Origin of the sequence: Actinomadura nitritigenes, from assembly GCF_017573545.1 — a bacterium.
Taxonomy (GTDB): Bacteria; Actinomycetota; Actinomycetes; order Streptosporangiales; family Streptosporangiaceae; genus Spirillospora; species Spirillospora nitritigenes.
The window spans coordinates 1-21,810 of the sequence record NZ_JAGEOK010000020.1 but is presented as its reverse complement, the minus strand read 5'-3'; the positions used below and the strand labels follow the sequence as shown (position 1 = coordinate 21,810).

17 protein-coding genes are annotated in these 21,810 nt (G+C 73.6%); 7 read left to right on the top strand and 10 right to left on the bottom strand.

Translation table 11 applies throughout. The features are described 5' to 3' along the window. Positions 1 to 56: 56 nt before the first annotated feature. Complete coding sequence (locus tag J4557_RS28795) at positions 57 to 1,292, bottom strand: helix-turn-helix domain-containing protein (RefSeq protein ID WP_208269890.1); 1,236 nt, start codon at positions 1,290 to 1,292, stop codon at positions 57 to 59. 35 nt (positions 1,293 to 1,327) lie between these two features. Next, a complete protein-coding gene (locus tag J4557_RS51745) occupies positions 1,328 to 2,686 on the bottom strand; it encodes a carboxypeptidase regulatory-like domain-containing protein (RefSeq protein ID WP_208269889.1) in 1,359 nt (452 codons plus the stop codon). Positions 2,687 to 2,751: 65 nt separating this feature from the next. Here J4557_RS51745 and J4557_RS28785 point away from each other — a divergent pair, with 65 nt between their 5' ends. Next, the gene (locus J4557_RS28785; protein ID WP_243776504.1) at positions 2,752 to 4,947 is read left to right on the top strand and encodes a DEAD/DEAH box helicase; all 2,196 of its coding nucleotides are present in this window, start codon (positions 2,752 to 2,754) and stop codon (positions 4,945 to 4,947) included. 78 nt (positions 4,948 to 5,025) lie between these two features. Next, complete coding sequence (locus J4557_RS28780) at positions 5,026 to 5,418, top strand: OsmC family protein (RefSeq protein WP_208269888.1); 393 nt, start codon at positions 5,026 to 5,028, stop codon at positions 5,416 to 5,418. A 22-nt stretch (positions 5,419 to 5,440) separates the two neighbouring features. Here the strand turns inward: J4557_RS28780 and J4557_RS28775 are convergent, their stop codons facing one another. After that, the gene (locus tag J4557_RS28775; RefSeq protein ID WP_208269887.1) at positions 5,441 to 6,871 is read right to left on the bottom strand and encodes an alpha/beta hydrolase; all 1,431 of its coding nucleotides are present in this window, start codon (positions 6,869 to 6,871) and stop codon (positions 5,441 to 5,443) included. A 527-nt stretch (positions 6,872 to 7,398) separates the two neighbouring features. On the opposite strand from J4557_RS28775, the gene J4557_RS28770 reads away from it, so the two are divergent. Continuing rightward, complete coding sequence (locus J4557_RS28770) at positions 7,399 to 8,121, top strand: phosphatase PAP2 family protein (protein ID WP_243776502.1); 723 nt, start codon at positions 7,399 to 7,401, stop codon at positions 8,119 to 8,121. A gap of 3 nt (positions 8,122 to 8,124) precedes the next feature. Here the strand turns inward: J4557_RS28770 and J4557_RS28765 are convergent, their stop codons facing one another. The 5 genes from J4557_RS28765 to J4557_RS28745 all read right to left on the bottom strand — a co-directional run bounded on the left by J4557_RS28765 (position 8,125) and on the right by J4557_RS28745 (position 15,135). Beyond that, positions 8,125 to 11,190, bottom strand: coding sequence for a bifunctional [glutamine synthetase] adenylyltransferase/[glutamine synthetase]-adenylyl-L-tyrosine phosphorylase (locus J4557_RS28765; protein ID WP_208269886.1), 3,066 nt, complete (start codon positions 11,188 to 11,190; stop codon positions 8,125 to 8,127). 18 nt (positions 11,191 to 11,208) lie between these two features. After that, positions 11,209 to 12,570, bottom strand: a complete 1,362-nt coding sequence (gene glnA2 / locus J4557_RS28760) for a gamma-glutamylpolyamine synthetase GlnA2 (RefSeq protein WP_208269885.1) — start codon at positions 12,568 to 12,570, stop codon at positions 11,209 to 11,211. An 80-nt stretch (positions 12,571 to 12,650) separates the two neighbouring features. Then, a complete protein-coding gene (locus J4557_RS28755; protein WP_372442536.1) occupies positions 12,651 to 13,490 on the bottom strand; it encodes an amino acid ABC transporter ATP-binding protein in 840 nt (279 codons plus the stop codon). Then, positions 13,487 to 14,320 (bottom strand): amino acid ABC transporter permease, encoded by an 834-nt coding sequence (locus tag J4557_RS28750; protein ID WP_307800262.1) that lies wholly within the window; start codon positions 14,318 to 14,320, stop codon positions 13,487 to 13,489. The genes J4557_RS28755 and J4557_RS28750 overlap by 4 nt, the downstream gene beginning before the upstream one ends. After that, entirely contained in the window at positions 14,317 to 15,135 is an 819-nt protein-coding gene (locus J4557_RS28745; protein WP_208269884.1) for a transporter substrate-binding domain-containing protein, read from the bottom strand. Before J4557_RS28745 ends, J4557_RS28750 begins: the two co-directional genes overlap by 4 nt. Positions 15,136 to 15,318: 183 nt before the next feature. Here J4557_RS28745 and J4557_RS28740 point away from each other — a divergent pair, with 183 nt between their 5' ends. Next, on the top strand, positions 15,319 to 16,311 hold the full coding sequence (locus J4557_RS28740) for a terpene synthase family protein (RefSeq protein WP_243776501.1): 993 nt from the start codon (positions 15,319 to 15,321) through the stop codon (positions 16,309 to 16,311). An 8-nt stretch (positions 16,312 to 16,319) separates the two neighbouring features. Here the strand turns inward: J4557_RS28740 and J4557_RS28735 are convergent, their stop codons facing one another. Continuing rightward, positions 16,320 to 17,297, bottom strand: a complete 978-nt coding sequence (locus tag J4557_RS28735) for an ArsR/SmtB family transcription factor (RefSeq protein ID WP_208269882.1) — start codon at positions 17,295 to 17,297, stop codon at positions 16,320 to 16,322. A 72-nt stretch (positions 17,298 to 17,369) separates the two neighbouring features. On the opposite strand from J4557_RS28735, the gene J4557_RS28730 reads away from it, so the two are divergent. Together J4557_RS28730 and J4557_RS28725 are read left to right on the top strand one after the other, a co-directional pair. Continuing rightward, positions 17,370 to 18,629, top strand: a complete 1,260-nt coding sequence (locus J4557_RS28730) for an MDR family MFS transporter (RefSeq protein WP_307800261.1) — start codon at positions 17,370 to 17,372, stop codon at positions 18,627 to 18,629. Positions 18,630 to 18,664: 35 nt separating this feature from the next. Further along, on the top strand, positions 18,665 to 20,452 hold the full coding sequence (locus tag J4557_RS28725) for an NAD+ synthase (RefSeq protein WP_208269881.1): 1,788 nt from the start codon (positions 18,665 to 18,667) through the stop codon (positions 20,450 to 20,452). A 57-nt stretch (positions 20,453 to 20,509) separates the two neighbouring features. Here the strand turns inward: J4557_RS28725 and J4557_RS28720 are convergent, their stop codons facing one another. Next, complete coding sequence (locus J4557_RS28720) at positions 20,510 to 21,079, bottom strand: NADPH-dependent FMN reductase (protein ID WP_208269880.1); 570 nt, start codon at positions 21,077 to 21,079, stop codon at positions 20,510 to 20,512. Between the two features lie 120 nt (positions 21,080 to 21,199). Between J4557_RS28720 and J4557_RS28715 the strand changes: the two genes are divergently transcribed. Continuing rightward, positions 21,200 to 21,664 (top strand): MarR family winged helix-turn-helix transcriptional regulator, encoded by a 465-nt coding sequence (locus J4557_RS28715; RefSeq protein ID WP_208269879.1) that lies wholly within the window; start codon positions 21,200 to 21,202, stop codon positions 21,662 to 21,664. Positions 21,665 to 21,810: the final 146 nt, after the last annotated feature.

Genomic DNA, 21,810 nt, shown 5'->3' with positions numbered 1-21,810 from the left:
CAACGCAGAGTGCACAAGGGACGAACGCGGAGCGGACAGGGTTTCTGTCCCCCGCCTCAGACGAGGAGGCCGATGCGGTTTGCGAGGTTGCGGGCGCCGCGCCGCACGTCGGCCGAGCCTTCTGAGGCGAGCTCGACGGTCATGCGGCGGGCGTAGCCGTTGTAGCGGACGGTCTCGGGTGCGGTGGCATGGGCGTCGTCGAGCGCGGCGAGCGTCTCCACCGGGTCGCCGGTCAACTGCCACGCGCGCGCTACCTCGACGAGGTGTCGGCCACGGCGGGGTTGCGAGGGGATGGTGGCGTGGGACGCGCGGACGGCGTGCCTGCGCGACTCGCCGCCCTGGCGGAGCTCGACGGCGATCGTGACCGCGTGAGCACCCATGATGACCTGTGAGAACGAGGTCATCGGGTCGTAGTGCGCGGGTGGAAGCGACCGGGCGATGCGGTCGGCCTCGTCCCACCAGCGCCACGCGGTGCCGGCCTGCCCGGCGCGCGCGGCGGTGTAGGCGACCTCGTGGTGGAGGGCGCCCCACATGGCCCGCAGGGGGACGTCGTCGTCGGTGATGCGGGGCCGCAGCCACTCGAGGCCCTCGCGGTTGACCGCCTCGGCCGCGTCGAAGTCGCAGGCGTCCCGGTGCGCCTGGGCGGCGAGCCACACGGCGCCGCCGAACGCCTTCGGGTCCTCCGACTCCTCGGCCGCCATGATGCTGCGCTCGACGACGCGCCAGAGGAGGTCGGCGGACGGCTGGTAGGCGAGGAAGAACTGGGCGAGGTTGTAGATCTGCGCGAGCAGCGACAGGGCACGGCGCCGCTGCGCTCCCTCATAGGTCCGGACGGCGCGCTTGGCGTCCCGGATCAGGTCCGGCAGCAGGGCGCCGAGCACGGTGCGGTGGTCGGGTGCGGCGTGCCGGGCGCGCCACGCCGCGTCCAGCCTGGCCTGGAGGTGGGTGAGCGGCGGGGGCGGGCCGGTCATCGATACGGCGACGGCGTTGATCGCGTCGCGGACGGCCCCGAGCGCGGGGTGCCCGGGGCCCCGGAACATCCTCGTGGGCATCGGGCCGCCGCCGGTGAGGCGCGCGACGTCCCGGAGCTTCAGGGCCTCGGCGAGGTTCAGGAGGGTGGGGAGCTTGGGCTCGCCGATCTCGCCGCGCTCGACGGCTTTGACCCACCGGCCGTTCCTGCCGATGAGGCCGCCGAGCACCTCTCGGGACATCCCTCGCCGTTCCCGGAAGTAGCGGATGCGCTGCCCGACGGTCAGGTCGGGGTCGGCCGGATCGATGCCTCGTTCGTCCATGGTCCCGCCGCCTTTCGAGGGGTGTTGGGTTCAGGTTAGGCGGGGTGGGCACCGTGGACGGGGGTGTCCAGCACGAAGTCCTGGTGGTGGGTGCGGCCGGCGGTGAGCAGGACGCGGGACACGGCGGGCGTATGCCCCCGGGCGAGGAGGAGGACGGCGACGAAGTCCTCCGGGAGTCCGGCGGCGGCGTAGCGGCCCTCGTCGTCGGTGCGGGTGCGCATGAGCTGGCGGCCGCCGGTGGCGAGGACCGTGACCAGGGCGTCGGCGACGGGCTCGCCGGAGGTGGTGCGGACGGCGCCGACGAGGCCGGGGATCACGTCGCCGAAGTGCTCGTGGTGGGCGGGGCTGACGGCGTGCGGGGCGGGGGCCTCGAAGGTAGGGTCCTCGACCGTCTCCTCTCCGGCGGCGGCGCCGGCTTCGGCCTGCGCGCCCTTGCGGTGCTGGAGGTAGGCGCCGACGCCGACCAGGGCGAGTCCGGCGGCGGTCCAGCCGCACAGGACGAGGGTGGGCCGCAGCAGCCCCTCGTAGTCGAAGTAGAAGACGCCGTGCAGGGCGTCCAGGAGGTTCCCGAGCGGCATGACGGGATGCAGGGCGCGGAAGAAGCCGGGGACGAGCTGGTACGGGATGGCGCCGCCGCTGGACGGGATCGACAGGAGCACGAACAGGGTGATCGCGACACCCGGGATGAACTGCCGGACGAACGGGACGAGGCCGTAGGTGAACTGGGCGACCGCCTGCGTGATCAGGAAGCCGTAGGCGATGGCGACGGGGTCGTTCGGGACGACGTCCATGGCGAGCGCCACGTAGAACCCGACCACCGCCATGAACGCGCCCATGGCGGCGAGGGTGAGCACCTTGGCGCGGCGGCTGAGGGTGACGGCGCGCATCAGCATCATGACGGCGATGTAGGGCGCGATGTTCCAGGCCATGGCGAGGTAGAACAGGCCGGTGCCGGTGAGGTCGCCCTCGGCGGTGGGGACGAGTTCGACGGTCCGGATGGCCTGCCCGCCCTGCTTCGCGACGCCGGTGAAGGTGCTGGTGGCGGCCTGTTCGAGGAAGGTGCCGTCGGCCTTGGCGATGTAGAGGGTGGCCTGGGCGGGGCCTTCGACGCTGTAGGCGGCGACGGCCTGGCGGGTGAGGATCTTCTTGCGGGCGTCCGCCGCGTCCCTGACCGGGATGACCTCGAACGCGCCGGGCGCCTTCCGGTCGAGCGCGGGTCCGAGGCTTGCCGCGACCGCCGGCGGGGACACCGCGACCCGCACGTCGTGGGGCGCCGGCGAGTGGAACGGCAGCATGTAGCAGATCAGGAAGCCGAAGAAGAACAGCAGCGGGAACCACAGGCTTCCGGCGAGCGCGATGAGCAGGGTCGGCTCGTCGTCGGACTCGTCGGTCACGCTCGGGGACCTTTCTGGACGGATCGGGCGCCGCGGGCGTGGAGCACGGGCGCGGCGCTGGCATCATGTGCCGGGAGATCGCGGCGGAGGGAGCGGCGGGCGGGATGGCGGGCGACCCCAGGGAGGTCCTGCGGAGCGGGCTGGCTCTGCTGGACGCCGCCCATGCCCTGGTCGCCGATCACCGCCGCGCGGTCGCCGAGGTGCACGAGGCGCTGGGGCCGCTGCGCGCGGACGCGGCGCGCGGTCAGCTCGCGGAGATCCCGGTCGCCCGGCTGAAGGACGTGACGGACGGCCGGCTGCGCCTGACACCGCTGGAGCAGGCCGGGCTGACGACCGTCCTGGACGTGCTGGACGCGACGCAGTACCGGCTCCAGCTGGTCCCGGGCGTCGGGCCGCAGACGGCGGCGCAGATCCAGGCGGCGGCGCGCAGCCTGGCGGAGGCGGCGGAGCGGGCGGCGGGGATCCGGATCGACGCCGGGCGGCGTGATCCCGCGACGACCGCGCTGGTCGTGGCGCTGCACCGGCTGGTGAACGCGGGTCCCGACCTGCGCCGCGCCCGCAAGGAGGCCGACGGGCTGGCCGAGCGGCTGAGCCCGCTGGCGCACGACGCGCGGCCCGCGGCGTCGTGGTGGCGGCGCGTCGTCGCGCTCCCGGCGCGCCGGGAGCGCGCCCGCCGCGCGCTCGCGGAGCTGGCGGACGCGGTGGAGCACGCCCGCGAGGCGCACCTGCTGATCTCGCAGGCGTCGGTGGATCTGCTGCGTCCGGGCGCGTCCGCCGACGAGGCGTGGATCGACTACGAGCTGCGCGGGTCGGACTACCAGACGCTGCTGGCGGAGCTGGCCGCCGTGGGCCCCGAGCGGGCGGCGGCGGAGGGGTTCCTGCCGGACGACCTGGCCGCGCGGGTCAAGGCGCAGCCGCTCGACGAGACGCACCGGCGGGTGTCGCTGCGCGGCTACCAGTCGTTCGGGGCGCGGTTCGCGCTCGTCCAGCGGCGGGTGCTCCTGGGCGACGAGATGGGGCTGGGCAAGACGGTCCAGGCGATCGCGGCGATCGCGCATCTGCGCGCGGAGGGCGCGACGCACTTCCTGGTGGCGTGCCCGGCCAGCGTGGTGATCAACTGGGTGCGGGAGATCGAGGACCGCAGCCGGCTCGCGGCGCGCCCCGTGCACGGGCCCGGCCGGGCGGCGGCGCTCGCGGAGTGGGCGGGCACGGGCGGCATCGCGGTGACGACCCTCGACACGCTCCACGCGCTGGACGTCCCGGACGAGGTGCCCGTCGCGATGTTCGTGGTGGACGAGGCGCACTACGCCAAGAACCCGGAGACGCGGCGCGCGAAGGCGGTGGCCGCGTGGTGCGCGCGGGTCGAGCGGGTGCTGTTCCTCACCGGCACGCCGATGGAGAACCGCGTCGAGGAGTTCCGCAGCCTGGTCGGGCACCTGCGGCCCGACCTCGTCCCGGCGATCAGGCCGAGCGACGCGGCGGTGGGGCCGCGGGCGTTCCGGCGGGCGGTCGCGCCCGCGTACCTGCGCCGCAACCAGCGGGACGTGCTGGTCGAGCTGCCCGAGGTGCAGGAGATCGAGGAGTGGGAGGAGTTCAGCGCCGCCGACGAGGCCGCCTACCGGCGGGCCGTCGCGGACGGCAACTTCATGGCCATGCGCCGCGCCGCGTACGCCGACCCGAAGCGGTCGGCGAAGCTGGCCCGGCTCGTCGAGCTGGTCGACGAGGCGGACCGCAGCGGGCTGAAGGTCGTGGTGTTCTCCTACTTCCGGGACGTGCTGGCGGCCGTGGAGCTCATGGTGGGCCCGGCGGCGCGCGGGCCCATCTCCGGCTCGATGTCGGCGGCGCGGCGCCAGCAGCTCGTGGACGACTTCACGGCCGAGCCGGGGCACGCGGTGCTGCTGGCGCAGATCCAGGCGGGCGGCGTCGGGCTGAACCTGCAGGCCGCCTCGGTGGTGATCATCTGCGAGCCGCAGGTGAAACCGACCATGGAGGAGCAGGCGATCGCCCGCGCGCACCGCATGGGGCAGGCCCGGACCGTCCAGGTCCACCGGCTGCTCACTCCGCGCGGGGTGGACGAGCGCATGCTGGGGATCCTGCGGGGCAAGGCCCGGTTGTTCGACGAGTACGCGCGCCGCAGCGACCTCGCGGAGCGGACGCCGGACGCGGTCGACGTGTCCGAGCAGGCCCTCGCGCGGCAGATCGTCCAGGAGGAGCAGGAGCGGCTCGGCACCGCGCCGCGAGGGCGCGACGCGGCGCCGTGAGGACGGGAAGAAGCGCCGTGTCCGGCGCGTTCGGGCAGGCGGGCCCGGTTCGGGCCGCCGACGATCGGAGGGTATGACATGGCCGAGGTCAGGGTGGAGCGCACCGAGGACGGTTTCCAGGCCGTCAACGGGCGGGGCGCCCGCGTCGCCATCGGGGACGGGGACACCGAGGGGGCCTTCACGCCGGTCGAGCTGCTGCTGGCGGCGCTCGGCGGCTGCGAGCTCGTGACCGTGGAGCCGCTGACGGCGCAGCGCGGGCACCGGATGGCGCGGCTCGCCGCGACCGTCCAGGCGGAGAAGGTCGAGACCAGCAAGCTCGGCACCATCACGGTGACCTACGACGTCGAGCTGCCCGAGGGCGACGACAAGGCGGAGGACGTCCTGAAGGCCGTCGCCAAGCGCGTCCACGAGCGGTACTGCACGGTCGGGAACGCGCTGAAGGAGCCGATGAAGGTCGACCAGATCGTCTGACACCGGGCCGGGCGGCGGCGGGTCAGTCACACGTCGCGCCGTTCGCCGGGAGCAGCCCGTCCAGCAGGTAGGAGTCCACGACGCGGCGGACGCAGGCGTCGCCGGAGTCGTACGCGCCGTGCCCCTCCCCCTTGAGGGTGAGGAGCGCGGCGCCGCCGCCGAGCGACCTCACCAGCGCGGACGCCCACGCGTACGGGGTGGCGGGGTCGCCGGTGTTGCCGACGACCAGGATCGGCGCGGCGGTCGGCGCGGACACCTCGCGCGCGGCGTCGTCGCCCTTGACGGGCCACCCGGTGCACTGCAGCAGGCCCCACGCCATCGACGGCCCGAACACCGGTGACGCCTTGCGGAACCGCGGCATCATCCGGCGGACGTCCGCGACGGTGTAGCGGTCGGTGCCGTCCGCGCAGGTGATCGCGGTGTTCGCGGCCGTCAGGTTGTCGTAGGCGCCGTCGGGCTTGCGGCCGTTCTGCAGGTCGGCGAGCATCAGCAGGAGCGTCCCGTCGTGGCGCTTGACGGCGTCGACGAGGCCCTGGGCGAGGTACGGCCACGCCTGCTTGCTGTAGAGGCCCGCGGCGGCGCCGGTGTCGCCGAGGCTCTGGGTGAGCATGCGGCCCCCGGCCGTCTTGAGCGGCTTGCGGTCGAGGCCGGCGAGGATCTTCCGGGCGGCCGCCGCCACGGACTCGCCGTCGCCGCCGAGCGGGCACGCCTTCGGGCCGAGCCGGGCGCAGGCCGCGCCGAAGTCGACCAGGGCGTGCTGGAACCCGGCGGCCTGCTGGAGGCCGAGCTCCGCGTTGGTCAGCCGCGTGTCGACGGCCCCGTCCAGCACGGCGCGCCCGACGTTGCCGGAGAACTGGTGCGCGTAGCTGCCGCCGAGCCACGTCCCGTAGGAGATCCCGAAGTAGTTCAGCTTCGGGTCGCCGACCGCGGCGCGGATCGCGTCCAGGTCGCGGGCGGCGTCGAGCGTCCCGACGTGGGGCAGCAGCCGCCCCGACGCGGCCTGGCACGCCTTGGCGTAGGACGCCCGCCGCGCGAGGTAGGCGGTCTCCTCGGCGGAGGTGTCGGGGGTGTCGTCCTCCGCGGTGATCTGGTCCATGGTCCGGTCGTCCACGCAGGTGACCGGCGCGCTGCGGCCGACGCCGCGCGGGTCGAAGCCGATCAGGTCGTAGCGGGCGTTGAGGGTCGCGTACTGGGGCGCGGCCTGCGCGAGGGCGTCGACGCCGTCGCCGCCGGGGCCGCCGAAGTTGAGCAGCAGCGAGCCGATCCGGTGGCCGGGGCCCGTGGCCGGGATCTTCAGCAGCGCGAGCTCGATCGTCCCTGAGGAGGGGGCGGTGCGGTCCAGGGGGACTTCCAGGGTCGCGCACCGGTACCGGGACTGCGACGCGCCGGACGCGGAGGCGGGCAGGCCGGCGCAGCGCCTCCATTCCGGCTTCGGGACGGTGCGGTCCGTCACGGCCGCCGCGGCGCGGAAGGCCGCCGCCCTGCCCGGGCGGTCCGTCCATCCGGAGCATGAGAGCAGTCCGAAAGCGGCCAGCGTCGCCGTACCTGCCGTCGCAATGCCGGGTATGGACCTGATCAAGGTCATTCGTCCCCCTGCTCGTTCCTGGGGGGCCGAACGTGATCTACCCATCGCCTCCTATGCTGATTCCTGATCAAGTTCACAGGCTCCGAACGGAGGCAGGACCCCGGCTTCCCCGGGGCCCCTCCCCCGAAAGTCCGGATGCCGCGTCAGGGTCGTACTACTCAGGTCTGAGACGAAGACCATTCGCGGCGGTGATCTCAAATGGGGGCCGCGAGGCAAAGATAGGTAACATGGCTCATTCCGCCCCCCCAGCAGCGCACCAAGGCCGGTCCGGCACCGGCCGCGGTGAGCCGCGACGCAGCGCCGCGACGAGGCGGCCCCGGGTGCTCACGGCGCCGCCGGTGTGGCGCGAGCTGCTCCTGCTCGTGCTCTTCTACACGGGCTATACGCTCACGCGCATGGTCCTGGTTCAGGACGGCACCGGCGCGGCGTTCGCGCACGCCTACCAGATCCTGCACGTGGAGAAGGTGCTGGGCCTGGACGTGGAGCTGGGCCTGAACAAGACGCTGATCAACGCGCCGTGGCTGGCCCGCACCGCCAACATGTTCTACGCCACCATGCACTTCATCCTGACGGCGCTGGTCGTCGTCTGGCTGTACCGGTACCGGCCGCGGGAGTACCGCTGGCTGCGCACCGGGATCATGGCGGCGACCGCGCTCGCCCTGATCGGCTTCTGGCTCTACCCCCTCGCGCCGCCGCGGTTCCTGGACACCGTCGGGTTCGTCGACCCGGTGACCTACCTGCACTCGTTCGGGCTGTACTCCAGCGACGCGTCCGGCAGCCTCACCAACCAGTACGCGGCGATGCCGTCGATGCACGCCGGCTGGGCGCTGTGGTGCGGGTTCGTGCTGGTCAAGTTCGTCTCGCAGCGCTGGGCGAAGGTCCTCGGGGTGATCTACCCGGCCACCACCGTGTTCGTGATCCTGTCGACCGCCAACCACTACGTGCTGGACGCCGTGATCGGGATGGCGCTGATCGGCGGATCGCTCGGGGTCGCCTGGCTGGCCTACACCCGCTGCCCGCAGCCGGTCATCGACCTGCGGGACCGGGCCGTCCAGCGGATCCGGCACCCGCACGGCGCGGCCCGCCGCGCCGACTCCGCCGCCGGCTCGCGCTGCTGACCGTTAGTCCGCGCCGTAGAAGACCCGGTCCACCACGGCGCGGGCGCGGCGGGCGTGCCGGCGGTAGTCCTCCAGCATGTCGCCCGTCCCCGGGTAGCCGAGGACGCGGCTGACGGCCGTGCGCTCCCGGTGGTGGTCGGTGGGCAGCAGGTCCGACGCCCGGCCCCGCACCAGCATGAGGGAGCCGCGGATCCGGGTCGCCAGGCACCACGCGTCCGTCAGCACCTCCGCGTCGCCGCGGTCGAGCAGCCCGGCCTCCACCGCCGCCTCCAGCGCCGCGAGGGTCCGGGTGGTGCGCAGCGCGGGGACGTCGTGGGCGTGCCGCATCTGCAGCAGCTGCGCGACCCACTCCACGTCCGACAGGCCGCCCGGGCCGAGCTTGATGTGCAGCCGGCGGTCGACGCCGCGCGGCAGCCGCTCGGACTCCATCCGCGCCTTCAGCCTCCTGATCTGCCGCAGCGCGTCGTCGCCGACGCCGTCCTCCGGCCAGCGGATCGGATCGATCAGCGCGCGGAACCGCTCGCACAGCCCCGGGTCGCCGATGACGGGGTCGGCGCGCAGCAGCGCCTGCGCCTCCCATGGCTGCGACCAGCGCCGGTAGTACGCGGCGTACGAGGCGAGGGTGCGGACGAGCGGTCCCTGCCGTCCCTCCGGGCGCAGGTTCGGGTCGATCTCCAGCGGCGGGTCGGGGGCGGGCAGCGCGAGCAGCCGGCGCAGCTCCTCGGCGACGGCGTGCGCGGCGCGGCCGGCGGCCCGCTCGTCGGCGCCGGGGCGCGGGTCGTGCACGAACATCACGTCGGCGTCGCTGCCGTAGCCGAGCTCGTGGCCGCCGAACCGGCCCATCGCGACCACCGCCACCCGGGTCGGCAGCGGCTCCCGCGCCTCCATCTCGATCTTGCTGACGGCGGCCCGCAGCGCGGCCTCGATCGTGACGGCGGCGATGTCGGTGAGGGCCCCGCCGACCGTCTCCACGCCGGTGAGGCCGAGCAGGTCGGCGACCGACACGCGGAACAGCTCGCGGCGGCGCAGCCCGCGCACGACCGCGACCGCCTCCTCCGCGGGCCCGCCGCCCTCGGCGTGCCGGCGGGCCGCGGCGAGCATCTCGGCCCGCAGCGCCTCCAGCGGGCGGGGCGCCAGCCCGTCGGTGGTGCCGAGCAGCGCCACCGCCTCCGGGGCGCGCAGCAGCAGGTCGGTGGCGTACCGGCTGGACCCGAGCACCCACGCCATCCGCTCGGCGACCGTCACCTCGTCGCGCAGCAGCCGCAGGTACCAGGGGGTGGTGCCGAGCGCGTCGCTGACCTGCCGGAAGCCCAGCAGCCCGGCGTCCGGGTCGGGGGCGTCGGCGAACCACCCGAGCATCACCGGCAGCAGCGTCCGCTGGATCGCGGCGCGGCGCGACACGCCCGAGGTGAGCGCCTCGATGTGCCGGAGGGCGCCCGCGGGGTCGGCGTAGCCGAGCGCCTCCAGCCGCGTGCGGGCGGCCTCCGGGGTGAGCCGGGCCTCCTCCCCTGGGAGCCGCGCGACGGCGCGCAGCAGCGGCCGGTAGAACAGCTTCTCGTGGATGCGGCGGACCTCGCGGGCGTGCCGCCGCCACAGCGCGGTGAACTCGCCGACCGGGTCGGTGCGCAGGCCGAGGGCCCGGCCGAGCCGCCGCAGGTCCGCCTCGTCGTCCGGGACGAGGTGGGTGCGGCGCAGGTGGTGCAGCTGGATCAGGTGCTCGACGCGCCGGAGGAACCGGTACGCGGAGGTCAGCGCCGCCGCGTCGTCGCGCCCGACGTACCCGCCCTGGGACAGCTCGGCGAGGGCGTCCAGGGTGTTCGGGCTGCGCAGGGTGTCGTCGGCGCGGCCGTGCACGAGCTGCAGCAACTGGACCGCGAACTCGACGTCGCGCAGCCCGCCGGGGCCGAGCTTGAGCTGCCGCTCGGAGTCGCCGGTGCGGCGGTCCAGGTCCTTCTCGACGCGGCGCCGCATGTCCTGGACGTCCTGGACGAAGCCCTCGCCCTCGGCGGCCTGCCAGACGACCGGGGTGATCGCGTCCATGTACCGGGCGCCGAGCCCCGCGTCCCCGGCGACGGGACGGGCCTTCAGCAGCGCCTGGAACTCCCAGGTCTTGGCCCACCGCTCGTAGTAGGCGCGGTGGCTGGCGAGGGTCCGCACCAGCGGGCCGGCCTTGCCCTCGGGACGCAGCGCCGCGTCCACGTCCCAGAGGGCGCCCTCCTCCGTCGAGGCCGAGCAGGCCCGCATCACCGCCGAGGCGAGCCGGGTCGCGGTGCGCAGCGCGGCGTCCTCGTCCTCGCCCTCGCCGCCTTCACCGGCGTCCCGCGCTTCCGCCACGAAGATCACGTCGACGTCGCTGACGTAGTTGAGCTCGCGGCCGCCGCACTTGCCCATGCCGATCACCGCGAGGCGGCAGGCGGCGTGCCCGCCGACCTCGGCGCGGGCGATCGCCAGGCCGGCCTCCAGCGCGGCGGCGGCCAGGTCGGCCAGCTCGGCGGCGACCTCGGCGACGTCCGCGACGCCGATCAGGTCGCGGCCCGCCAGCGACAGCAGCCGCGCCCGGTACGCGGCGCGCAGCGCGACGAGCGTCTCCGGGCCCGCGCCGGACGCCACCGGGGCCTCGGCGGCCGGGTCGGCGCCCACCGCCTCCAGCAGGGCCGTGCGCAGCGCGCCCGCGGACGGGCGCTCCGGCTCGCCGGGCACGCCGTCGTCGCGAAGGACCCGCCAGTGCTCGGGATGCCGGACGAGATGGTCGCCGAGGGCGTCGCTGACCCCGAGGACGGCGGCGACCCGCTCCCGCGTGCCCGGTTCGGCGCGCAGCGCGGCGCGCAGGTCCGCGCCGGCGCCGCGCTCGTCCGCCGACGCGAGCACGCGCAGCAGCCCGCTCAGCGCGAGATCGGGATCGGCGGTGCCGCCGAGGGCGTCGAGGAGATCGTCACCGATCCCCGCCCCGGCGTCCCGCTCGGCCTCCAGCAGCAGCCGCTCGGCCCGCCCGGCGTCGGTGAACCCGAGCCGCGCGAGCCGGCCGGCGAGAGAGGGACGGCGACGGTCGGTGGTCCAGGGCTCGCTCACGTTCCAACCGTATTCCGGTCAGAGCACCGCCAGCAGCCTCTTGCGCTCGAACTCGGTCACCTGCCGCCGGTAGTCCTCCCATTCCTGGCGCTTGTTGCGCAGGAAGAAGTCGAACACGTGCTCGCCCAGGACGTCCGCCATCAGCTCGCTGCGCTCCATCGCGCGGACGGCCTCGTCCAGGTTCTGCGGAAGCGGCTCGATGCCGAGCGCGCGCCGCTCGGCCGGGGTGAGCGCCCACACGTCGTCCTCGGCGCCCTGCGGCAGCTCGTAGCCCTCCTCGATGCCCTTGAGCCCGGCGCCGAGGATCGCCGCGAACGCCAGGTAGGGGTTGGCGGCGGTGTCCAGCGACCGGAACTCGATGCGGGTCGAGTGGCCCTTTTGCGGCTTGTACATCGGGACGCGGACGAGCGCCGACCGGTTGTTGTGGCCCCAGCAGATGTAGGACGGGGCCTCTCCCCCGGCGCCCGCCGCGGAGCCGACGTTGCCCCACAGCCGCTTGTAGGAGTTCACCCACTGGTTGCAGACCGCGGTGATCTCGGCGGAGTGCCGCAGCAGGCCCGCGATGAACGCGCGGCCGACCTTGGAGAGCTTGAACTCCGCGCCGGGCTCGTAGAAGGCGTTGCGATCGCCCTCGAACAGCGACATGTGGGTGTGCATGCCGGAGCCGGGGTGCTCGGTGAACGGCTTCGGCATGAACGTGGCGTGCACGCCCTGGTCGAGCGCGACCTCCTTCATCACCAGCCGGAACGTCATGATGTTGTCGGCGGTGGTGAGCGCGTCGGCGTACCGCAGGTCGATCTCCTGCTGGCCCGGGGCGCCCTCGTGGTGGCTGAACTCCACCGAGATGCCCATGGACTCCAGCATCATGATCGCGTTGCGCCGGAAGTCGTGCGCCGCGCTGTGCGGGGTGTGGTCGAAGTAGCCGCCCGCGTCCGCCGGGTCGGGCTCGCGGCCGTCCTCCGGCTTGTCGTTGAGCAGGAAGAACTCGATCTCGGGGTGGGTGTAGAAGGTGAACCCGAGGTCGGCGGCGCGTGCCAGCGACCGCTTGAGCACGTACCTCGGGTCGGCGAAGCTCGGCGTGCCGTCCGGCATCAGGATGTCGCAGAACATCCGGCCGACGCCGGGCGACTCCGAGCGCCACGGCAGCACCTGGAACGTGGACGGGTCCGGTTTGGCGATCATGTCGGCCTCGTACACGCGGGCGAAGCCCTCGATCGCCGACCCGTCGAAGCCGATTCCCTCGCCGAAGGCGCCCTCCAGTTCGGCGGGCGCCACGGCCACCGACTTGAGGAACCCGAGCACGTCGGTGAACCACAGCCGGATGAAGCGGATGTCGCGCTCCTCCAGCGTGCGGAGCACGAACTCCTGCTGACGGTCCAAAGCCCTCTCCCTCGGTGACGCGGTGCCGGCCGACTCGTCCGGCCCGACCTGCAGTATGCCCGGACGCTGTTACCGCGACGTTACGCGTTCGCCCCGTCAGAACCGAACTTATCCGACGGAACGGAGCCTTCCACCCGGGCGGCCGCCGGATCGAGCACCCGGGACAGGAACGCGCGGGTCCGCTCGTGCTCCGGATCGGCGATCACCCGGGACGGCGGGCCCTCCTCGACGACCACGCCGCCGTCCATGAACACCACCCGGTCGGCGACCTCGCGGGCGAACGACATCTCGTGCGTGACGACGAGCATGGTCATCCCGGTCTCGGCGAGACCCCGCATGACGCCCAGCACGTCGCCGACGAGCTCGGGGTCCAGCGCGGAGGTCGGCTCGTCGAACAGCATCACCTCGGGGCCCATCGCGAGCGCGCGGGCGATCGCCACGCGCTGCTGCTGCCCGCCGGACAGCTTGCCCGGGTAGGCGTCCACCTTGTCGGCGAGCCCGACCCGCTCCAGGTTCCGCCGGGCGATCCGCTCGGCCTCCGCCTTGTCCCGCTTGAGCACCTTCCGCTGCGCGATCGTGACGTTGCCGAGCGCGGTCAGGTGCGGGAACAGGTTGAACGACTGGAACACCATGCCGATCCGGCGGCGCACTGCGTCGATGTCGACGTCCGGGTCGGTGACCTCCACGCCGGCGACCCTGACCGTGCCCGCGGTCGGCTCCTCCAGCAGGTTCACGCAGCGCAGCAGCGTCGACTTGCCCGACCCGGAGGGGCCGATGACGCACACCACCTCGCCGCGCTCCACGTGGAAGTCGATGCCGCGCAGCACCTCGTTCGCGCCGAACGACTTGCGCAGCCCGCTGATCTCGACGGCCCGGCCGGTGCCGCCCGGCGCGTCCATGCCCTTGTCCGGGATCGTCATCGCTGCTCCCTGCGCTGCCGCGCCTCCAGCCGCCTGGCCAGCAGGCTCAGCGGGATCGTGATGATCAGATAGCAGATGCCCGCCACGATGATCGGCGTGGTGTTGCCCTGCTGGCCGGCGAGGTCCCGGCCGAACTTGGTGAGCTCGCGCTGCTCCAGCGTGATGCCGAGGAACAGCACCAGCGAGGAGTCCTTGCACAGCAGCACCAGCTCGTTGGTGAGCGGCGGGATGATGATCCGGAACGCCTGCGGCAGGATGATCGACCGCATCGCCCGGCCCTGCGACATGCCGAGCGAGCGCGCCGCCTCCAGCTGCCCCTTCGGGACGGCCTCGATGCCGGCCCGGATCGTCTCGGCCATGTACGCGGCGGCGGCCAGCCCGAGCGCGAGGCCGGCCTGCCCGACCGCGCCGCCCGGGATGGTCGTGCCGGGGAACGCCAGCGGCACGCCGACGCCGACGAAGATGAAGATCAGCAGCAGCGGCAGGCCGCGGAACATCTCGATGTAGGCCGTCGCGAACCAGCGGTACGGCAGCACCGGCGACAGCCGCATCAGCGCGATGACCAGGCCCAGCACCAGCCCGATGCCGAACCCGACCGCGGTGTAGACGGCGGTGTTGCGCAGCCCGACGGTGATGATGTCGGGGAACAGGGCCTTGGCGACCCTCCAGTTGGCGAAGTTCGCGTGCAGCTGGGACCAGTTCGCGAGCGCCGCGATCAGCACCACGATGACGATGAACAGCCCGTACTGGCTCCCGAGCGACAGCCGCCGGCGGGCCCGGCGGGACATCCCGCCGGGCGCCGCCACGGGCGTCACCTGCTCCGCGGTCACGACGGCTTACCGGCGGCGGCCGGCATGGGACCGATCCACTTCTCATAGATCTTCTTGTACGTGCCGTCCCGCTTGGCCTGCTCGATCGCCTGGTTCGTCAGCTCGACCAGCTTCTTGTTGTAGTCCTTGCGGATCCAGAAGCCGTACTGCTCGCCGGTGTTGAGGTTGGCGACGATCTCGTACTTGCTGTTCGCCGGGTCCTTCAGCCAGCCCTTGACGACCGGGTCGTCCTGCACGATCACGTCCACCTGGCCGGTGCGCAGCCCGTCCAGCTCGGCGTTGGAGTTGTCGAAGGACGACGGGTCGAAGCCCTTGCCCTTGACGAAGTCCTCGCCGGTGGTGCTGGCCTGCGAGCCGAGCTTCAGCTTCCGGGCCTTGACGTCGTCCAGGCTCGTGATGCCGCTGCCCTTCTTCGCCATCAGCGACTGCGTGGCGTCGAAGTACGGCTCGGAGACGTCCATGAACTTGACCCGGTCCGGCTTGATCGTCATGCCGCCCATGACGATGTCGCACTTGCCGGCGTTCAGCGCCGCGCCCGTCTTCATCGTCTCGAACGGGGTGTCGACGACCTTCTGGGTCACGCCCAGCTTCTTGGCGACGAGGTCGATCATGTCGACGTCGAAGCCGACCACCTTGCCGTCCTTCTCCACCTGGAACGGCGGGTAGGGCAGGTGGGTGCACGACGTCAGCGCGCCCTTCTTGATGAGCTTGACGCCCTGCACGGTCGCGCCGTCGCTGCCGCCGCACGCCGAAGCGGTCAGCGCAAGGGCGGCGACGCCCGCGCCCAGTGCCCACCGTGTGGTCCGTCTGGACACGTTTCCTCCTGAGTCGAGCTCTTCGCGATCACCGAACTATGCCATGCCGGCCGGGGCGCCCGGCATACCCCACGCTGACCCTCCGCGTCCGGCGTTTCCCGAGAATTGACGTTGCGATCATGGTTCCACCGGACGTTGATCATTAGCGTGGGCCGTGTCGTGGACATCTCTCTTCTTCTCTCGATGAGCGACCGGGCCGCCGCGCTGGCCGCCCCGTCGGCCATGCACCCGGAGTCCTGGCAGCTGGGCGCGCAGGTGGAGGCCTGGGCGCGCGGCCGCGGCCTGGTGCTCGGAGATCCGGACACCTCGCCGCTCGGCCGCGCCCGCTGCGAGCGACTGGCCGCCCGCGTCTTCCCGGACGCGGAACTGGCCGCCGTCGACCTGTTCGCGCGCTGGCTCACCTGGGCGCTCGCGCTGGACGACACCCTCGACCATCCGCCGCTCGCCGACAGCGGCAGCGCCGTGCACGCCCTGTACGACGACCTGCTGCGCGCGATGCGGCGCGGCCACGCCCGGCCCGGCGCCCGTCCGCTGGAGTCGGCGCTGGTCGAGCTCTGGCAGGCCACGTCCAAGGGCATGAGCCGGGACTGGCGGCGCCGCTTCATCCTGCGGCTGGAGGCGCACCGCGACGGCTGCGCGGAGGAGGCCGTCAACCGGCGCATCGGGCACGTCCCGACGCCGGCGGAGTTCCCCGCGCTGCGCCGCCGGGCCTGCGGGCCGTTCCTGTACGACCTCGTCGAGCCGGTGCTCGGCGTCGAGCTGCCCGCGCGGCTGCTGCGCACGCCCCGCTGGCTGACGGTCGCCGAGAGCGTCGCCGACGTGGTCGCCTGGTCCAACGACCTCGCGTCGCACGAGATGGAGACGGCCCGGGGCGACATGCACGGCCTGCCCGCCGTCCTCGCCTCGGCCCACCACCTGGCCCCGGAGCAGGCGGCCGCCGTGGTCACCGAACGGATCGCGGGGCGGCTGGAGCAGGCGTGGAAGGCGGCCCGGCGGCTGCCCGAGATGCTCGACCGGCTGGAACTGACGGTCGCGCAGCGCGCCGCCGCCGCGCAGGTCGTCAAGGTCCTGCTGGACACCCCGCGCGCGCACATGGACTGGCTCGCCGAGTCCGGCCGGTACGAGTCCGCCGCACCCGCCCAGCTCCGCCTCGACGCCCTCGCCTCACTCCGCTGACCCGCCGCTCAGCGGTGGGCGGGGGCGGCCAGGGCGTCGCCCGAGGGCGTGCGTGCGTAGAGGACGCGGCGGCCGAGGCGGTGGCCGGTGACCAGGCCGCACGCGCGGAGGACGCCGAGGTGCTGGCTGACCGCGCCGGCGGTCACGCCCATCCGGGCGGCCAGCTCCGTCGTGGACGCGGGCGTGGCGAGCGCGGTGAGCAGCTCGGCGCGGCGGCGCCCGATCAGCGCGGCGAGCGCGTGCGAGCCCGCTCCCTGGTCACGGCCCGTCTCCCACAGCGTCCCGACGCCGTTCGGCGGATAGCTGAGCATGGGCTGGTAGGGCGGCACCATCACCGACACGTTCGGCCACACGAACGCGCTCGGGACCAGCAGCAGGCCGCGGCCCAGCAGCTCGCCGCGGAACTCCCACCGCCGGTCGACCCTGAGGGTCCCCGAACGCCACGAGACGTCGTCGTGCAGGTCGCCGAACACCCCGGCGGTGCCGTGGGCCGCGAGGGCGCGGGCGCGGCGCAGGACGTCCCCTTCGAGGAGGTCGCGCAGCCGCGGCCAGTACGGTTCGACGGCCGCGGCCCAGTACCGCTCCAGCAGGCCGACGAGGGTCTCCAGGGTGCGTTCGGGCTCGGCCGCCATCGCCAGGCGCTCGGGCCCGGCCCGGCCGCCGCGCTCGGTCCACAGCAGCTCGGCGGCGACGACCTCCGGCGGCGTGCTCCGGACGATCTCCAGCTCGGCGTCCAGGTCGGGAAGCGGGGTGCCCGGCGGCGGCGTGAGGAAGTCGGGGATGTACCCCCACGCCGGGACGGCCGCGAGCAGCGGCGCCATGTCGAGCCCGCGCAGCCGGGGCCGGACGCCGTGCACCCACGGCAGGTGCAGGGCGTGACCGGACGGGTCGGCGAGCACCCGCAGGCTGCGCACCAGCTCCAGCAGCGGCGAGAACGCGAACCGGACGCGGGCGGCGTCGTCCGGCGCGAACACGAACTCGATCACGGCACGACCTCGGTCATTTAGCCCAGACTAAATCAATGCCGCGGTCCGCGGCGTTCCCGGAGCATCGTGCAAGTGACCACATTGGACGACACTCCTGTCGGTCCCCCGCCGGGCCGGATCGCGGCGTTCCTTCGGCCCCGCGTCGGCGGCCTCCCCCGGACGTTCTGGGTGCTGTGGGCGGGCACCCTGCTCAACCGGCTCGGCACGATGGTCGAGCCGTTCCTCGGCCTGTACCTGACCACGGCGCGGGGCCTGTCGCTCGGCCAGGCGGGCGCCGTGATGGCCGTGCTCGGCGCCGGCTCGTTCGCCGGGCAGCTCGCGGGCGGCGCGCTCGCGGACCGGATCGGCCGGCGCGCCACGCTGACCTGCGCGACCGTCGGCACGGGCGCGGCGATGCTGGCGCTCGGCTACGCGCACGGGATCGTGACGATCATCGTGGCGGCGCTCGTCCTCGGCCTGCTCCTCGACATGTACCGGCCCGCGGCCCAGGCGATGGTCGCCGACATCATCTCCCCGGCGGAGCGGCCGCGCGCGTTCGGGCTGCTGTTCTGGGCGATCAACCTCGGCTGGGCGTTCTCGATGGTGCTCGGCGGCACCCTCGCCCGCGAGGGCTTCCAGCTGCTGTTCTGGATCGACGCCGCCACCTGCGCCGCGTTCGGGCTGCTGGTGTGGCGCGCCGTCCCCGAGACCCGGGTGCGCGGCGCCGGCCGGGACGCCGGGCCCGGCGGGTTCGCCCGGGTGCTGCGCGACCGGGTGATGGTCGGCTACGCGACGGTCATGCTGTGCTACACGTTCGTGCTGATGCAGGGCATGACCACGATGCCGCTCGCGATGAAGGAGGCGGGGCTCGGCCCGCAGGACTACGGCATCGCCATCGCCGCCAACGGCGTGCTGATCATCATCGTCCAGCCGCTGGTCAACGCGTGGCTGAGCCGGCGCGATCACAGCCTGGTGATGGCGGCCGGGTTCACGCTGGTCGGCGCCGGCTACGGGCTGACCGCCCTGGCGTCCTCGCTGCCCGGCTTCACCGCGACGATCCTGGTCTGGACGCTCGGCGAGATCACCGCCGCGTCCGTGCTCCAGGCCGTCGTCGCCGACCTCGCGCCGCCGCACCTGCGCGGCCGCTACAGCGGCCTGTACGGGATGGCGTGGTCGGGCGGGTTCCTGCTGGCACCGCTCGGCGGCACCCAGCTGCTCGGCGCCGGCGGGCCGGCGCTGCTCTGGCTGAGCTGCACCGGCCTGGCGCTCGCCGCCGCCGCCGGGCAGCTCGCGCTCGCGCCGGCGATCCGGCGGCGGCGCGCCACGGTGATCGAGCCCACCTTTTCGTCATAGTGACGAAACTAGGGCCGCCGAACTAGGCTGGAGCCGTGGCACAGCTCAGGATCGCGCTCGCGCAGGTGAACCCGACCGTCGGCGACCTCGGCGGCAACGCCGACCTGATCGTGGAATGGGCCGGGCGCGCCGCCGCCGCGGGCGCCCACCTGGTCGCGTTCCCGGAGATGATGCTCACCGGATACCCGGTCGAGGACCTCGCCCTCCGCGGCTCCTTCGTCGAGGCGTCCCGCCGCGCCCTGGAACGCGTCGCCGTCCGGCTCGCCGACGAGGGCCTCGGCGACCTCCCCGTCGTCACCGGCCACCTCGACCGCCCGCCCGTCGGCCTCGTCCGCGCCGGGCAGCCGTCCGGCCTGCCGCTGAACGCCGCCGCGTGGCTGCACGGCGGCGAGGTCCTCGTCCGGTCCGCCAAGCACCACCTGCCCAACTACGGGGTGTTCGACGAGTACCGCGTCTTCGTCCGCGGCGACCGGCTCCCCGTCGTCCGCGTCCACGGCGTCGACGTCGCCACCGCCATCTGCGAGGACCTCTGGCAGGACGGCGGCCCCGTCAGCGTCGCCGGCGAGGCCGGCGCCGGGCTCCTGCTCGTCCTCAACGCCTCCCCCTACGAGCGCGACAAGGACGACGTCCGCCTCGACCTGTGCGCCGGGCGCGCCCGCGAGGCGGGCTGCACGCTCGCCTACGTCAACATGGTCGGCGGCCAGGACGAGCTCGTGTTCGACGGCGACTCCGTCATCGTCGGCCCGGACGGCTCGCTGCTCGCGCGCGCCCCCCAGTTCGTCGAGCACCTCCTCGTGGCCGACGTCGCGCTGCCGGCCGCCGACCCCGCCGCCGAGCCCGGCCGCACCCCGGTCGACGCCCACGACGGCACGACCATCACCATCGACCGGCTCTCGCTGTCCGCCGACCCGTTGCCCGCCTACCCCGTCGAACCGCAGACCGTCGCCGAGCCCCTCGACGCCCTGGCCGAGATCTACGCCGCGCTGGTCCTCGGCACCCGCGACTACGTCCGCAAGAACGGCTTCCGCTCGGTCATCCTCGGGCTCTCCGGCGGCATCGACTCCGCCCTCGTCGCCACCATCGCCTCCGACGCCCTCGGCCCGGAGAACGTGCACGCGGTCCTGCTGCCGAGCCGCTACTCCTCCGAGGGCTCGGTCACCGACGCCGAGGACCTCGTCAAGCGGCAGGGGATCGGCTCCCGGATCGTGCCGATCGCCGGGATGGTCGAGGCGTTCGAGGCCGAACTGGACCTGCACGGCCTCGCCGCCGAGAACCTGCAGGCCCGCATCCGCGCGAACGTCTGGATGGGGCTGTCCAACGAGCACGGCCACCTCGTCCTGACCGGCGGCAACAAGAGCGAGCTGGCCACCGGCTACTCCACCCTCTACGGCGACTCCGCGGGCGGCTTCGGCCCCATCAAGGACGTCTTCAAGACCACCGTGTGGGACCTCGCCCGCTGGCGCAACACCCAGGCCGGCGTGGACCTGCCGTTCCTGCACCCGTTCGCGCAGGAGCCGATCCCGCAGGTGATCATCGACAAGGAGCCGTCCGCCGAACTGCGCCCCGGCCAGCGCGACAGCGACAGCCTCCCCGACTACTCCGTCCTCGACCCGCTCCTCGCCGACTACGTCGAGCACGACATGGGCCGCGACGCCCTCGTCGCCGCCGGCCACGACCCCGCCCTCGTGGACCGCGTCATCCGCCTCGTCGACCTCGCCGAGTACAAACGCCGCCAGTACCCGCCCGGCCCCAAGATCACCCCGAAGAACTTCGGCCGCGACCGCCGCCTCCCCATCACCACCCGCTGGCGCGAGGGCGGCTGACGGCCACCTCCGGACCGCGCGTCACGGCCGAGCGGGGACCGCTCGCCGGTGCGTCGCTCAGGACGCGAGATCGCGCGCGGAGGCCGTCAGGCTCACCGCCAGTTCCCCGAGCATGCCCGCGAGGGCCCCGGTCTGCTCGGGCGCCGGACGGAAGCGCCCGTCCTCCCCGACGTGCTCGTCGATGAACCGGAGGGACAGCGTCGTCGCGACCGGGCGGAGGTCCACGCGCTTCAGCACCGGGCGGAGCATCTCGATGGCGGGGGCGCCGCCGGACGCGCCGGCGCTGTAGCTGATCAGCCCGACCGGCTTGCCCGCCCATTCGCGCTGGAGGTGGTCGACGGCGTTCTTCAGCGGGGCGCTGAAGCCGCCGTTGTGCATCGGCATCACGAAGACGAACGCGTCCGCGGCCGCGATGGTGGCGCTCCACTCCCTGGTGTGCCGGTGGACGTAGCGTCCGGTCGACGGGTGCTCCTCCTCGTCGAGGAAGGGCAGCGCGACGTCGCGGAGATCGACGAGCCCGGCGTCGAATCCGGTGGAAGCCCGGGCGAGGCCGGTCGCCCAGCGGGCGACGGAGCGCCCCCGGGACGTCCGGCGCACGCTCGCGGAGATGACGTGCAGACGGGGCATCGGTCCTCCCTTGAGCGGTGGCGAGACGGCGGCCACGGCCACCTCGTTTGTTGACATGTCACCAAAGAAGGTAGCGAGCGACTAGGTGACATGTCAACGAACCCTGGATAGGCTGGCGGCATGGCAGCGGAGCAGCGGTGGCTGACCGACGGCGAGCAGCGCGCGTGGCAGGCGTACCGCCGGATGTTCCTGCTGCTCAACGCCCGGCTCTCGCGCGACCTGGCGAAGGACGGGCTCTCCGACCCGGACTACGACGTGCTGTCCAACCTCGGCGCGAGCCCGGACCGCCGCCGCCGGGTCAGCGAGCTCGCCGACCGGATGCTGTGGTCCACGAGCCGGCTGTCGCACCAGATCACCCGGATGCAGCGGCGCGGCCTGGTCGTCCGCGAGGAGTGCGCGACCGACGGGAGGGGCGCGGTCGTCGCCCTCACCGACGCGGGCATGCGCACCCTGGAGGACGCGGCCGTCCACCACGTCGAGTCCGTCCGCGCGTACTTCATCGACCTGCTGACGCCCGCGCAGCTCGACGCGTTCACCGAGATCGGCGAGGCCGTCGTCCGCAACCTCGGCGGGGACCGGCGCTGAGCCGGACCCCGGTCACTCCCGGTGGTGGCTCTCGCCGGGCCAGCTGGAGTCGAGGTCGACCGGGTCGGGGTCGATGCCGGGGACGATCTGCTCGCACCAGACGACCTTGCCGGCGGCGGTGCGGCGGGTGCCCCAGCGGTGCGCGA

Excerpts from the sequence above, each read along its gene's own strand:
- J4557_RS28795 (WP_208269890.1), bottom strand. The coding sequence starts at position 1,292 with ATGGACGAACGAGGCATCGATCCGGCCGACCCCGACCTGACCGTCGGG.
- J4557_RS28755 (WP_372442536.1), bottom strand. The coding sequence starts at position 13,490 with ATGACGATCCCGGACAAGGGCATGGACGCGCCGGGCGGCACCGGCCGG.
- J4557_RS28740 (WP_243776501.1), top strand. The coding sequence starts at position 15,319 with ATGAGCGACCGGGCCGCCGCGCTGGCCGCCCCGTCGGCCATGCACCCG.
- J4557_RS28715 (WP_208269879.1), top strand. The coding sequence starts at position 21,200 with ATGGCAGCGGAGCAGCGGTGGCTGACCGACGGCGAGCAGCGCGCGTGG.
- J4557_RS28785 (WP_243776504.1), top strand. The coding sequence starts at position 2,752 with ATGTGCCGGGAGATCGCGGCGGAGGGAGCGGCGGGCGGGATGGCGGGC.
- J4557_RS28770 (WP_243776502.1), top strand. The coding sequence starts at position 7,399 with ATGGTCCTGGTTCAGGACGGCACCGGCGCGGCGTTCGCGCACGCCTAC.
- J4557_RS28720 (WP_208269880.1), bottom strand. The coding sequence starts at position 21,079 with ATGCCCCGTCTGCACGTCATCTCCGCGAGCGTGCGCCGGACGTCCCGG.
- J4557_RS28780 (WP_208269888.1), top strand. The coding sequence starts at position 5,026 with ATGGCCGAGGTCAGGGTGGAGCGCACCGAGGACGGTTTCCAGGCCGTC.